General features: G+C 69.9%; 12 protein-coding genes. 9 read left to right on the top strand and 3 right to left on the bottom strand.

Features of this window, described 5'->3' with window-relative positions:
• Positions 1-31: 31 nt before the first annotated feature.
• On the top strand, positions 32-361 hold the full coding sequence (locus K338_RS0102100; protein WP_022916534.1) for a hypothetical protein: 330 nt from the start codon (positions 32-34) through the stop codon (positions 359-361).
• Positions 362-373: 12 nt separating this feature from the next.
• On the opposite strand, the gene serB is transcribed toward K338_RS0102100, so the two are convergent.
• Both serB and glgC read right to left on the bottom strand, forming a co-directional pair.
• Positions 374-1,042 carry a phosphoserine phosphatase SerB gene (gene serB, locus K338_RS0102095; protein ID WP_022916533.1) on the bottom strand — a complete coding sequence of 223 codons (669 nt, stop codon included), beginning with the start codon at positions 1,040-1,042 and terminating at the stop codon, positions 374-376.
• The gene (gene glgC, locus K338_RS0102090; RefSeq protein ID WP_022916532.1) at positions 1,039-2,283 is read right to left on the bottom strand and encodes a glucose-1-phosphate adenylyltransferase; all 1,245 of its coding nucleotides are present in this window, start codon (positions 2,281-2,283) and stop codon (positions 1,039-1,041) included. Before glgC ends, serB begins: the two co-directional genes overlap by 4 nt.
• Before the next feature lie 90 nt (positions 2,284-2,373).
• Here glgC and glgA point away from each other — a divergent pair, with 90 nt between their 5' ends.
• Positions 2,374-3,573, top strand: a complete 1,200-nt coding sequence (gene glgA / locus K338_RS0102085) for a glycogen synthase (protein WP_027286339.1) — start codon at positions 2,374-2,376, stop codon at positions 3,571-3,573.
• Between the two features lie 7 nt (positions 3,574-3,580).
• Here glgA and K338_RS0102080 read toward each other — a convergent pair whose 3' ends face one another.
• Positions 3,581-4,327 (bottom strand): hypothetical protein, encoded by a 747-nt coding sequence (locus K338_RS0102080; RefSeq protein ID WP_022916530.1) that lies wholly within the window; start codon positions 4,325-4,327, stop codon positions 3,581-3,583.
• Between the two features lie 108 nt (positions 4,328-4,435).
• On the opposite strand from K338_RS0102080, the gene K338_RS0102075 reads away from it, so the two are divergent.
• The 7 genes from K338_RS0102075 to K338_RS19930 all read left to right on the top strand — a co-directional run bounded on the left by K338_RS0102075 (position 4,436) and on the right by K338_RS19930 (position 13,198).
• The gene (locus K338_RS0102075; protein ID WP_022916529.1) at positions 4,436-5,278 is read left to right on the top strand and encodes an ABC transporter ATP-binding protein; all 843 of its coding nucleotides are present in this window, start codon (positions 4,436-4,438) and stop codon (positions 5,276-5,278) included.
• A gap of 62 nt (positions 5,279-5,340) precedes the next feature.
• On the top strand, positions 5,341-5,853 hold the full coding sequence (locus K338_RS19935) for an NfeD family protein (RefSeq protein ID WP_022916528.1): 513 nt from the start codon (positions 5,341-5,343) through the stop codon (positions 5,851-5,853).
• Between the two features lie 106 nt (positions 5,854-5,959).
• Positions 5,960-7,156, top strand: coding sequence for an SPFH domain-containing protein (locus K338_RS0102065; protein ID WP_022916527.1), 1,197 nt, complete (start codon positions 5,960-5,962; stop codon positions 7,154-7,156).
• 38 nt (positions 7,157-7,194) lie between these two features.
• Complete coding sequence (locus K338_RS0102060) at positions 7,195-8,925, top strand: ABC transporter ATP-binding protein (RefSeq protein WP_022916526.1); 1,731 nt, start codon at positions 7,195-7,197, stop codon at positions 8,923-8,925.
• Complete coding sequence (locus tag K338_RS0102055; protein ID WP_022916525.1) at positions 8,925-10,949, top strand: ABC transporter ATP-binding protein; 2,025 nt, start codon at positions 8,925-8,927, stop codon at positions 10,947-10,949. The genes K338_RS0102060 and K338_RS0102055 overlap by 1 nt, the downstream gene beginning before the upstream one ends.
• Positions 10,950-11,122: 173 nt before the next feature.
• Complete coding sequence (locus K338_RS0102050; RefSeq protein ID WP_022916524.1) at positions 11,123-12,295, top strand: glycosyltransferase family 4 protein; 1,173 nt, start codon at positions 11,123-11,125, stop codon at positions 12,293-12,295.
• Positions 12,296-12,361: 66 nt separating this feature from the next.
• On the top strand, positions 12,362-13,198 hold the full coding sequence (locus tag K338_RS19930; protein ID WP_084480532.1) for a TrmH family RNA methyltransferase: 837 nt from the start codon (positions 12,362-12,364) through the stop codon (positions 13,196-13,198).
• Positions 13,199-13,323: the final 125 nt, after the last annotated feature.

The raw sequence follows: 13,323 nt of genomic DNA, 5'->3' as shown, positions 1-13,323 counted from the left end.
CTTCGTCGCCGGCGGCTACCCGGAGGCCAGCGTGCGGGTACACGGGTCGGCCGACGCCTGGGTGGCCGGTGGGCTGAGCCAGAACGCACCGGAACGGTTCGCGCACGCCTGGCCGAGCGCCAAGACGGACCTGTACGCCGACGAGGGCACGGTGCTGCGCAGCACCCGCGTCTCGGGAATCGAGGTGCAGGTGCTGCAGCACGTGTGGGGCGTCTCCGCCCGGTTCGCGTGCGGCGGGGCGACGGTGGACACCTACGCCCAGTCCCAGGTGGCGCAGAATCAGGCCGAGGCGGAGGCGCTCTCCCTCGCCGAGGTGCTCATCGACCCGCTCGGCTGCCCGGAGGACGGCTTCCAGACCTGACCTGCTTCGCCGCTAGCGCTCCGGCAGCGCTGCTAGGACCTGCTCCAGCCCACCGGTCTCGATCGCCAGGTCCGCCTGGGCGGCGACCACCGGTTTGGCATGGAAGGCGACCCCCAGACCCGCGGCACCGAGCATGTCCAGGTCGTTCGCGCCGTCACCGATAGCGACCGTGCGGGCCATCGGGATCTGCTCCTCGGCTGCGAACTGGCGCAACCAGTGCTCCTTCGCCGCTCGGTCCACGATCGGGCCGGTCAGGTGCCCGGTGAGCCGCCCGTCGACGACCTCCAACCGGTTCGCCCGCACCCGGGTGATTCCCTGGGCCGCCGCGATCGGGTCGACGATCTCGTGGAAACCACCAGAGACCAGCGCCACCGGCCAGTCCCGTTCGTGCAGGGCGGCGACCAGCTCTGCCGCGCCCGGGCTCAGCTCGATCTGCATCCGCACCTGGTCCAGCACACGGACCTCGAGCCCGGCCAGGGTCGCCACCCGTTCGGTCAACGAGGCGGCGAAGTCCAGCTCACCGCGCATCGCCCGTTCGGTGATCTCCGCCACCTGCGTACCAGACCCGGCGCGGTCGGCGAGCAGGTCGATCTGCTCGGCGGTGACGAACGTGGAGTCCACGTCCAGCACGACCAGGTGACGGACCTGCTGCTCCCGCTGCTCTGCTGCACCACCGCTCACGCCGCGTCCACGCGACCGTTCTTGGGCACCACGGTGATCCCCTCAGCGGTGATGGTGAAGCCTCGGGCCTCGTCCTGCTCCCGGTCCACGCCGACGGTGGCACCCTCGGCCACCACCACGGACTTGTCCAGGATCGCATTCTGCACCTGCGCGTGCCGGTGCACCTCCACACCGTCCATCAGCACCGATCCGGTGACCTGGGACCAGGAGTGCACCCGCACGTCCGGGGACAGCACCGAGGAACGCACATCACCGCCGGAGACCACTACCCCGGGGGAGATGATCGAGTCGGTCGCATGCCCTACCCGGTCGCCGCTCTCGTGCACGAACTTTGCCGGCGGCAGCCCGGTGTAGCCGGTGTACAGCGGCCAGTCGTTGTTGTACAGGTTGAACACCGGCTCGACGGCGATCAGATCCTGGTTCGCCTCGTAGTAGGCGTCCAGCGTGCCCACGTCCCGCCAGTAGTCCCGGTCCCGGTCGGTGGATCCCGGTACGTCGTTGTCGATGAAGTCGTACAGGCCGCACTGCCCCTTGTCCACGAAGAACGGCACGATGTCGCCGCCCATGTCGTGCCGGGAGGTGGTCGACCGGGCGTCCTGGGTGACCGCGTCCACCAGTGCGTCAGCGTTCATCACATAGTTGCCCATCGAGGCCAGGACCTCACCGGGGGAGTCGGCCAACCCGGGCGGGTCGGTCGGTTTCTCCAGGAACTCCGCGATCCGCTGCGGGTCGCTGGCGGATGCGGAGATCACCCCGAACTGGTCCGCCAGGGCCAGCGGCTGGCGGATACCGGCCACCGTCATCTCCGCACCGGAGGCGAGGTGCTCGGCCACCATCTGGGAGAAGTCCATCCGGTAGACGTGGTCGGCGCCGACCACCACCACGATGTCCGGCTTCTCGTCATCCAGCAGGTTCAGCGACTGGTAGACCGCATCTGCGCTGCCGAGGAACCAGTTCTTGCCCACCCGCTGCTGTGCCGGCACCGGTGCCACGTAGTTGCCCAGCATGCGGGACATCTGCCAGGTCTTGGCCACGTGCCGGTCCAGGGAGTGCGACTTGTACTGGGTGAGCACCACGACCTTCAGGTACCCGGAGTTGACCACGTTGGACAGCGCGAAGTCGACGAGCCGGTAGATCCCGCCGAACGGGACGGCCGGTTTGGCACGGTCCTGGGTGAGCGGCATGAGCCGCTTACCTTCTCCGCCGGCCAGGACGATTGCGAGAACCCGTGGTGCTGCCATGCTCAGAACCATAGAGTCAGTGGGCAGAGCGCACCATCGGTATGAGGCCGCGAGTTCGCTGTGATCGTCGACACCCGAGGGAGCAAGAAGATGCGCGTGGACCTGCTGACCCGCGAGTTCCCACCGCACGTCTATGGCGGTGCGGGCGTGCACGTGGCGGAGCTGTCCGCTGTGCTCGCCCAGCACATCGACGTGCGGGTACGGTGCTTCGACGGGCCCCGCCCGGACCGCCCGGGCGTCACCGGGTACGACGTGCCGGCCGACCTGGCGGACGCCAACCCGGCACTGCGCACCCTGGGGGTGGACCTGCGGATGGCCGCGGACGTGGCTGGTGCGGACCTGGTGCACTCGCACACCTGGTACGCCAACCTCGCTGGCCACCTGGGGGGACTGTTGCACGACGTGCCGCACGTGCTGTCCGCGCACAGCCTGGAGCCGTTGCGGCCGTGGAAGGCCGAACAGCTCGGTGGCGGTTACGCCCTGTCCAGCTGGGCCGAGCGCACTGCGTACGAGGGGGCCGCCAGGGTGATCGCGGTCAGCGCCGGTATGCGTGCCGACATCCTGCGCTCCTACCCGCAGATCGATCCGGAGAAGGTGGTGGTGGTGCACAACGGCATCGACACCGACGCCTGGGCGCGCCCCGCGGAGGAGGCGATCGCCCAGGTGGCCGCGGCGCACGGTATCGACCCGGACCGCCCGGCGGTGATCTTCGTCGGCCGGATCACCCGGCAGAAGGGACTGGGCTACCTGCTCGCCGCCGCCGAGTCGCTACCGGCCGACGTGCAGCTCATCCTGTGCGCCGGCCCCCCGGACACCGCCGAGCTGGCCGCCGAGGTCACCGAGAGGGTGAACCGTCTGCAGCAGCAGCGCACCGGTGTGGTGTGGATCTCCGAGATGCTCCCGCGGGAGCAGGTGATGGCGCTGCTGGCGATGGCGACCGTGTTCGTCTGTCCCTCGATCTACGAGCCGCTGGGCATCGTGAACCTGGAGGCGATGGCGGTCGGCACCGCCGTGGTGGCCTCCGCCACCGGTGGGATCCCGGAGGTGGTGCAGCACGGGACCACCGGGCTGCTGGTACCGCTGGAACAGCTCACCGACGGCACCGGCACCCCGCTGCACCCGGAGCGGTTCATCGCTGACCTGGCCGCTGCGCTGACCGAGCTGACCGGTGACCCGGACCGGGCGGCGGCGATGGGGGCGGCGGGTCGGCAACGGGCCGCCGAGCAGTTCTCCTGGGCCGCGATCGCCGAACGGACCCTCGAGGTCTACCGGGACGCGCTCGGCGCCTGACTGGTCCTCAACCGGCGCTGAGCGTGGCGGCGACCATCGCCCGGCGGGCGGTGCCGCCCACGTGCCGCATCGCCGCCGCCCGCTGGTCCACCTGCCAGACGTTCACCGCAGCGCCGTCGTCCTCGGCGGCCAGCGCCACGATCGCCTGCAGCCGTGCGGCGCGCACCAGCAGGTCCCGGGCGCGTACGTCCAACCCGGGCGGCAGCACCTGCGCCACCGAGGCGGGTACCTCCGCCGAGGCGAGCGTGGCGATCTCGGTGGCCGCCTCCTCCCGCCACTGGGCCACGTCCATCTGGGTGAGCGCGTCGATCGCGAGCTCGAGCGCCTCGGTCAGGTCTCGGCGTGCCTCGCCGAGCGAGTCCGGCATCGGTACGACGGCGGAGCTCGCCACCACCTGCCAGGTCACCATCGCCCCCGGTTCCCAGGCCGAGCCGAACTCGGTCACCACCGGTATCGCCGTGGTCGTCTGCCCGCCCGGTCCGCGCACCAGCACCGCCTCCTGAGCTGCCAGCGCCTCCTCGGCGGCTCCGGCGGGGACGCCCGGTGCCCCGGGGACCGGGAGCGCCGCATGCACCACCTCGGCCTCGACGACCAGCCTGCTGAGCAGCTCCTCCAGGGTCTGCCCGTCACCGGTGCGGTGTGGTTCGTCCTGCCCCTGGACAGCAACCAGCGCCGGCGGCAGCAGGGTCGGGTCCCGGCGCAGGGCGCCGAGCCACAGTGCGGCCACCACGCTGCGGGGCAGGTCGATGCTCACCCGGCGAACCTACCGCGCCGCACCGGTGGGTCGCACCGTACGCTGCAACGCGGAACACCCCGGTGGGCTGGGCTCGACAGGGTCGGTCTGCGGTTAGGCTCAGAGGTTATGGGAGACGTGCTCCAGTTCGACGACGTGACAGTGCGACGCGGTGAGAAGGCCATCCTGGACGAGGTGTCGTGGTCGGTCGAGGAGGGTGACCGGTGGGTGGTGCTCGGCCCCAACGGTGCCGGGAAGACCACGATGGTGCAGCTCGCCTCCGCCCGGATGCACCCGACCAGCGGCACTGTGGAGATCCTCGGCGAGCGTCTCGGGTCCGTGGACGTGTTCGAGCTGCGGCCGCTGGTGGGCCTGGCCAGTGCGGCGCTGGCCGACCGCATCCCGGGTGGGGAGACGGTGCTCGACGTGGTGCTCACCGCCTCCTACGGGGTGACCGGTCGGTGGCGGGAGGCGTACGAGGACCTGGATACCGGCCGGGCCCGTGACCTGCTCGCCGCGTTCGACGTGTCCGCGCTGGCCGACCGGTACTTCGGCTCGCTGTCGGAGGGGGAGCGCAAACGGGTGCAGATCGCCCGGGCGCTGATGACCGACCCGGAGATCCTCATCCTGGACGAACCGGGTGCCGGTCTGGACCTGGGCGGACGTGAAGAGCTGGTCGGGGCGCTCGGTGAGCTTGCCGGGGACCTGGCCTCACCGGTGCTGGTGCTCATCACCCACCACGTGGAGGAGATCCCGCCCGGGTTCACCGACGCGATGCTGCTGCGGGAGGGCCGCGTGGTCTCCGCAGCGCCGATCGAGCAGGCCCTCACCGCGGAGAACCTCTCGACCACCTTCGGGCTGGAGCTGGACGTGCAGCGTTACGGCCACCGTTGGTCTGCCCGGGCCGCGAGCGACATCACCGCTGAGGCACGCTATGCCCATGACTCCGGCATCTCCGCGCGCCCCTTCTAGGTATCCTTGACCTTCAGGGCCAGCGGGTCCTGACCGCGTGAGCCGTCGACAGGGAGATCGAGATGGACCTGGGCTGGTTGTGGTGGCTGGGCGCCGCACTGGTGCTCGGCGTCGTGGAGATGCTCACTGTCGACCTGCTCTTCCTCATGCTCGCCGGTGGAGCGGTGGCCGCGGCGCTGGCCGGCGCTCTCGGTACCCCCTTCTGGGTGCAGCTGTTGGTCGCCGCCGTGGTGGCGGTGCTGCTGCTGTTCGGGGTACGGCCGTGGGCGCTGGCGAAGCTGAAGGCTTCCACCCCGGAGGCGAAGACCGGGGTGGACGCACAGATCGGCAGGCCCGCGACCGTCGTCGCCGACGTGACCGACCGGGCCGGACGAGTGAAGCTGCACGGTGAGGTGTGGACCGCGCGTATCGAGAAGCCGGGCGTCGTGCTGCCCACCGGCAGCACGGTGACGGTGCTGCGCATCGAGGGCGCTACGGCGATCGTCGGACCGCAGCAGGTGTCCGACCCCAGCCAGCCGTATGGGTACACCGGCCCAGACCCGAACCAGCCCTACCCGCCCGCCGCACCGCAGTGAGCCCGGTGCGCGACGCGGGCGTGTGCTGACCGACCCGAGACCGACCGACCCATAGACTGACCGCAGGCGGAAAGACCGCCGTCACGCCAACGAGGGGAAGCACGACGTGGACGACCCGGGACAGATCATCGGATTCATCATCATCGTGCTGGTCGCGATCTTCGTCATCGTCGCGATCTCGCGGTCGATCCGGATCGTGCCGCAGGCCGGCGCGCTGATCATCGAACGCCTCGGCCGCTACCAGTCCACGATGTACGCAGGCCTGCACTTCCTCATCCCGTTCATCGACCGCATCCGCGCCGGGGTGGACCTGCGGGAACGAGTGGTGCCGTTCCAGCCGCAGCCGGTGATCACCTCCGACAACCTCGTGGTCAGCATCGACACGGTCGTCTACTACCAGGTGACCGACCCGAAGGCAGCCACCTACGAGATCGCCGACTACATCCAGGCGATCGAACAGCTCACCGTCACCACCATCCGGAACATCATCGGTTCGATGGACCTGGAGCAGACGCTCACCAGCCGGGACCAGATCAACGGCCAGCTGCGCGGCGTGCTGGACGAGGCCACCGGCCGGTGGGGCATCCGCGTGAACCGCGTGGAGCTGAAGGCGATCGACCCGCCGCCCAGCGTGCAGGGTGCGATGGAGCAGCAGATGCGCGCCGAGCGGGACCGCCGTGCGGCGATCCTCACCGCCGAAGGTGTCAAGCAGTCCCAGATCCTCACCGCCGAGGGGGAGAAGCAGTCCGCGATCCTCACCGCCGAGGGGCAGGCACAGGCCGCGATCCTCAAGGCCCAGGGTGAGTCCCGGGCCATCCTGCAGGTCTTCGACGCCATCCACCGCGGGGACGCAGACCCGAAGCTGCTCGCCTACCAGTACCTGCAGATGCTGCCGGAGATCGCCAACGGCTCCTCCTCCAAGCTGTGGGTCATCCCCACCGAGTTCACCGCTGCGCTGGGTTCCATCACCTCCGCGTTCGGGCCCGGACCCTCCGGTGGCGCGCCCACCGGTGGGGGTGCTGGTGGTTCCGACGAGGGAGACGAGGGGACCGAGCGTCCGTCGGCGCGCACCCCCGAGCACATCGACGCGTTGGACGTGCAGCTGCCGGAGACCTCGCTGCAGGATCCGGCCGAGGCGCTGCGCGAGGCGCGGGGCCAGGCGCACGAGGCGACGGCCGAGGCGAGCCAGGCCGGGGAGACCTCCGGTGCACCATTCGACCCGAGCACAGCAGCCGGACAGCGACCGGCCGACGACCCCGAGGTTCCGCCCACAGCGAAGCCCTGGGACCAGCAGGAGCAATGATTTGGCCGGAAGTATCTGACGCGGTGTAGTTTCAACGTGTGCTGCTTCTGATCCGGCGTTTCCTCCGGCCGTATCGTGGCGTGGTCCTGCTCGTCTGCGTGCTGCAGCTGGTGCAGACCCTCGCCGCGCTCTACCTGCCCACTCTGAACGCGAGGATCATCGACGAAGGAGTGGTCACCGGTGACGTCGACCTGATCTGGCGCACCGGTGGGCTGATGCTGGCCATCAGCGGGCTGCAGGCCGCGACGAACGTGGTGGCGATCTACTTCGGTGCCCGCACGGCGATGGCGGTGGGCCGCGACGTGCGGGAGAGCCTGTTCACCCGGGTGATGGACTTCTCCACCCAGGAGATGACCCAGTTCGGTACCCCGTCCCTGATCACCCGGTCCACGAACGACGTGCAGCAGGTGCAGATGTTCGCGTTCATGGCGATGACCGTGATCATCATGGCCCCGATCATGCTCATCGGAGGCGTGATCATGGCCGTGAACCAGGACGCCGGCCTCTCCCTGCTGCTCGTGGCCGTGGTGCCGGTGCTCGGTGGCACGATGGCGATGGTCGCCTGGCGGATGGTGCCCTACTTCCGAGCCATGCAGAAGCGGCTGGACGCGATCAACGGCGTGCTGCGGGAGCAGATCACCGGTATCCGGGTGGTGCGCGCGTTCGTCAAGGAGCGTGCGGAGGCGGTCCGGTTCGAGCGGGCGAACGCTGACCTGCGTGAGGTCGCGCTGAAGGTCGGCTGGGTGATGGCCTTCGCCATCCCGCTGGTGATGCTGATCGTGAACGCCGGATCGATCGGCGTGATCTGGTTCGGTGGCCACCGGGTGGACGAGGGGGCCGCCGACGTCGGTTCGATCATCGCCTTCCTCAGCTACCTGATGTTCATCATGATGGCCGTGATGATCGCGACCATGATGTTCATGTTCGCCCCGCGCGCCGCCGTCTCCAGCGAACGCATCATGGCTGTGCTCTCCTCCGAGCCCACCGTGCTGCCGCCGAAGGACCCACGACGCCCCGAGCAGGTCCGGGGCCGGGTGCAGTTCGACAACGTCTCGTTCGCCTACCCGGGGGCAGAAGAACCGGTGATCGAGGAGCTGAGCTTCACTGCGGAACCCGGCCAGACGACGGCGATCATCGGCTCCACCGGGGCCGGCAAGACGACCTTGATCACCTTGGTACCGCGCCTGTTCGACGCCACCGAGGGCACGATCAGCATCGACGGGGTCGATGTGCGCGACCTGGACCCGGAGCTGATGAGCCACATCATCGGGCTGGTGCCGCAGCGGCCCTACCTGTTCACCGGGACCGTTGCCTCCAACCTGCGCTACGGCCGGGAGGACGCCAGCGACGAGGAGCTGTGGGAGGCGCTGCAGGTTGCGCAGGCGGCGAACTTCGTCGCCTCGATGGACGGTGCCCTGGATGCACCGATCGCCCAGGGCGGGACGAACGTGTCCGGCGGGCAGCGCCAGCGGCTGGCGATCGCCCGCGCCCTGGTGCGCAGACCAGCGGTGTACCTGTTCGACGACTCCTTCTCCGCACTCGACTACACCACCGATGCGGCGCTGCGCGCCGCCCTGCGACCCCGCACCCGGGATGCCAGCGTGATCGTGGTGGCCCAGCGGGTCGCGTCCATCCGGGACGCGGACCAGATCCTCGTGCTGGACCACGGCCGCCTCGTCGGCCGCGGTACGCACTCCGAGCTGCTCGCCGCCAACCAGACCTACCAGGAGATCGTCTCCTCCCAGCTCACCGCGGCGGAGGCGGCCTGATGACCACTGAAGCGCACGACCCGACAGCCGGGGAGAAGGCCGACGACTCGGAGCTGAAGGCGCAGACCACAGCCGCGCCCCGTCGTCCGCAGGGGCACGGTCCCGGCGGTGGGATGGGTATGCCGGCGGAGAAGCCCGCCGACCTGGGCGGCACCCTGCGCCGGATGGTCGGCGAGCTCCGGGTGGAACGGACCCGGATCCTCGTCGCCGTGTCCCTGGGCATCCTGGGCACGGCGGGCATGGTGGTCGGCCCGAAGCTGCTCGGCAACGCCACCAACGTCATCTTCGACGGGGTCGTCGGCAAGCTGCTGCCAGCGGGGCAGACCCGGGAGCAGGCGGTGGCGGCGCTGCGGACCCAGGGGCAGGACACGCTCGCCGACACCCTGGCCGGCATGCCGCACGTGGTGCCCGGCCAGGGGGTGGACTTCGAGCGGTTGGCGCTCAGCCTGGGCGTGGTGTTCGCGGTGTACGTCGCAGGGTTCCTGTTCACCTGGTTGCAGGGACGGATCACCACCACTGTGGTGCAGCAGACCATCTACCGGCTGCGGGAGCAGGTGGAGACCAAGCTGGCTCGGCTGCCGCTGCGCTACTTCGACCGGCAGGCGCGCGGCGAGGTGCTCTCCCGGGTGACCAACGACATCGACAACATCTCCCAGAGCGTGCAGCAGATCCTCTCCCAGCTGATCACCTCGGTGCTCACCGTCATCGGTGTCCTGGGCATGATGCTGTGGATCTCCTGGCAGCTGGCGCTGGTGGCGTTGGTGACCATCCCGGCCTCCGCGATCGTGGTGTCCCAGATCGCCAAACGGTCCCAACCGCAGTTCGTGGAGCAGTGGAAGCGCACCGGGACGGTGAACGCCCACGTGGAGGAGATGTACACCGGGCACGACCTGGTCACCGTCTTCGGCCACCAGGAGCGTGCCGTGGCCACGTTCCGGGAGGAGAACGAGCAGCTGTACCGGGCCTCGTTCAAGGCACAGTTCATCACCGGGACGATCCAGCCGGTGATGGGCTGGGTGGCGAACATCGGGTACGTGGCGATCGCAGTGCTCGGTGCGGTGCGGATCACCTCCGGTGCGATGACGCTCGGTGACGTGCAGGCGTTCGTGCAGTACTCCAGGCAGTTCTCCCAGCCGATCACGCAGATCGCTTCGCTGATGAACATGGTGCAGTCCGGGGCGGCCTCGGCGGAGCGTGTGTTCGACCTGCTGGACGCGGAGGAGGAGTCCACCGATCCGGTCGCTCCGGCGCACCTGGGTGAGGTGGCCGGACGAGTGGCGTTCGAGCACGTGAAGTTCTCCTACAGCCCGGACAAGCCGCTGATCGAGGACCTGTCGTTCGTGGCCGAGCCGGGGCAGACGGTGGCGATCGTGGGCCCCACCGGTGCGGGCAAGACCACCCTGGTGAACCTGATCATGCGGTTCTACGACGTGGACGACGGCCGGATCACCATCGACGGGGTGGACACCCGGGACCTGACCCGGGCGGAGGTGCGGTCCAAGATCGGGATGGTGCTGCAGGACACCTGGCTGTTCGGTGGCACCGTGGCGGAGAACATCAGCTACGGCGCCCATGAGGAGGTATCCACCGACCGGTTGCTCCAGGCCGCCGAGGCCACGCACGTGGACCCGTTCGTGCGCACCCTGCCGGACGGGTACGACACCATGCTGGACGACGAGGGTACGAACGGCACGGCGGTCAGTGCGGGGGAGAAGCAGCTGCTGACCATCGCCCGGGCGTTCCTGGCGGACCCGCCGATCCTCATCCTGGACGAGGCCACCAGCTCTGTCGACACCCGCACCGAGGTGCTGGTGCAGAAGGCGATGAATGCGCTGCGTGCGGGCCGCACCAGCTTCGTCATCGCCCACCGCCTGTCCACCATCCGCGACGCCGACATCATCCTGGTGATGGAGCACGGCGACATCGTCGAGCAGGGCAGCCACGCCGAGCTGCTCGAGGCCGGCGGCGCCTACGCGAGGCTGTACCAGTCCCAGTTCGCCGCCGCGGCCGCGCCGGTGGACTGACCCGCCGCCGCCCCCTCTCGCGAACGCTCGCCTTCGCGCGGTCTGAAGCGATTCAAGTCGCGGAGAGTTGCGTTCGCGAGAGGAGAGGGGGCGGTACTGAGGGTGGAGGGAGCGGCTGAAACGTCAGCCTTCCGGCTGATCCGACCGGACGGCGTGGCTGCCACGATAGAAGTGTGCGCATCGCAGTCGTTGCCGAGTCCTTCCTTCCCCAGGCCAACGGGGTGACGATCACCCTGCTGCGCCTGCTGGAGCACCTGCGCGGACGTGGTGACGAGGTCCTGGTGCTCGCTCCAGCAGCAGGGCGAGGGCAGGACGCCGTGACCGCCTACGCCGGAGCAGAGGTGCGCCGGTACCGCGCGGTACCGCTGCCCGGGTACTCCGACCTGCGGCTGTCCACCCCGCGGGTGCGCACCCTGGGGGAGCACCTGCGCTGCTTCGCCCCGGACGTGCTGCACCTGGCGGCACCTTTCCTGCTCGGCTGGCAGGCGATCGGCGCCGCGAACGCTCTGGGCCTGCCCTCGGTGGCGGTGTACCAGACCGAGGTGCCCAGCTATGCGCAGCGCTATCGGGTGGGCCACCTCGAACCGCTGCTGTGGCGGCGGATCGAGGACATCCACAAGAGCGCCACCCTCTCCCTGGCCCCCTCCAGCCATGCCTGCCGCCAGCTGGTGGACCGCGGTGTGCACCGGGTCGCCGTCTGGCCGCACGGTGTGGACCGGGAGCACTTCTCACCTACCCGGCGCAGCGAGGACCTGCACGCCCGGCTGGCCCCCGGAGGTGAGGTGCTGGTCGGCTACGTCGGCCGACTCGCCCGGGAGAAGCAGGTGGAGGACTTGGCCGTGCTCGCGGACCTGCCCGGGGTGCGCCTGGTGGTGATCGGCGACGGGCCGCAGCGGTCGCGGCTGGCCGGTCGACTCCCGGACGCCGTGTTCACCGGACACCTGGGTGGTCTGGAGCTGGCCGCTGCGATGGCCACCCTGGACGTGTTCGTGCACACCGGGGAGATGGACACCTTCGCCCAGACCATCCAGGAGGCGCACGCCTGCGGTGTGCCGGTGGTCGCCCCTGCGCGAGGTGGCCCGATCGACCTGGTCGAGCACGCCACCACCGGCTACCTGTACACCCCGGGCGACCTGACCGGTCTGCGCGGTCACGTCCGCTCGCTGACCGTGGACCCGTTCACCCGCGCCGAGATGGGCCTGCGCGCTCGAGAGGCCACCGCCGGGCGCACCTGGCCGGTGGTGAACGAGCAGGTGGTCCGCCACTACGAGAACGCGATCAGGTTCCACGCCAGCGACCGCGCGGCAGGCTACCGGCCGGCCAGGAGACGCCTGCTCACCCGGTAGTCTCACCGGGTGCCGATCCTCCACCTGGACTCGCCCGAGGCCGTCGAGCTCACCGACTACACCCGGATGACCGATGTGGCGCTGCGCCGCACCCTGGAGGTCGAGCGCGGACTGTTCATGGCGGAGAGCTCCACGGTGATCCGCCGTGCAGTCGCTGCCGGGCACCGGCCGCGCTCGTTCCTGATGGCACCTCGGTGGCTGGCCGACCTGGACGACGTGCTGCAGCAGGTGGGCGCCGGCGAGCACGGCGACATACCCGTCTACCTCGCTGAGGAGGATGTGCTGCGCACCATCACCGGGTTCCACCTGCACCGGGGTGCGCTGGCGGCGATGCACCGTCCGCAGCTGCCGCCGGTGGCCGACGTGCTGCGCAGCGCCCGCCGGATCGCGATCCTGGAGGGCCTGGTCGACCACACGAACGTCGGCGCGTGCTTTCGATCGGCTGCGGCGATGGGCGTCGATGCGGTGCTCGTGACGCCCACCTGCGCCGACCCGCTGTACCGCCGCAGCGTGCGGGTCTCGATGGGCACCGTCTTCCAGGTGCCCTGGACCCGGATCGAGTCCTGGCCGGCGGGCGCCGGCGAGATCAAGGACGCCGGGTTCGTCCTGGCCGGACTGACCCTGGGGGAGGGGGCGATCACCCTCGATCAGCTGGTGGCCGAGGCTCCTGAGCGGCTGGCGCTGGTCCTTGGTACCGAGGGGCACGGCCTGGCACGGCAGACCGACCGCGTCCTGGACCGGCGGGTGACGATCCCGATGGCGCACGGGGTGGACTCGCTGAACGTCGCTGCGGCCTCGGCAGTCGCGTTCTACGCGACGCGGTCTGAGTCCAGCGCGGCACCGTCTGCCCGTGGCAGCCGCGCCCGGCACCAGCCCGAGACTGACCCGGTATCTCGAGAGTGACCCCGGGGGAGCCCGAGGCTTGACGATTCGGCTCGGTGCCCATAACCTCCGGAAAGCGCTATCACTCAGCGTGCCAGGTCTCGAGGGAGGGCCACATGGCAGGGAGCATCAGTCGTCGACGCGCG

This window comes from Ruania albidiflava DSM 18029, from assembly GCF_000421225.1.
Classification (GTDB): Bacteria; Actinomycetota; Actinomycetes; order Actinomycetales; family Beutenbergiaceae; genus Ruania; species Ruania albidiflava.
The sequence above is the reverse complement of the archived record's forward strand: the minus strand, read 5'-3'. Positions and strand labels throughout refer to the sequence as shown.

What these genes read in the sequence shown, in the direction of transcription:
- K338_RS19930 (WP_084480532.1), top strand. Translation starts at nt 12,362, where the DNA reads ATGACCGATGTGGCGCTGCGCCGCACCCTGGAGGTCGAGCGCGGACTG.
- glgC (WP_022916532.1), bottom strand. Translation starts at nt 2,283, where the DNA reads ATGGCAGCACCACGGGTTCTCGCAATCGTCCTGGCCGGCGGAGAAGGT.
- K338_RS0102055 (WP_022916525.1), top strand. Translation starts at nt 8,925, where the DNA reads ATGACCACTGAAGCGCACGACCCGACAGCCGGGGAGAAGGCCGACGAC.
- K338_RS0102075 (WP_022916529.1), top strand. Translation starts at nt 4,436, where the DNA reads ATGGGAGACGTGCTCCAGTTCGACGACGTGACAGTGCGACGCGGTGAG.
- K338_RS19935 (WP_022916528.1), top strand. Translation starts at nt 5,341, where the DNA reads ATGGACCTGGGCTGGTTGTGGTGGCTGGGCGCCGCACTGGTGCTCGGC.
- glgA (WP_027286339.1), top strand. Translation starts at nt 2,374, where the DNA reads ATGCGCGTGGACCTGCTGACCCGCGAGTTCCCACCGCACGTCTATGGC.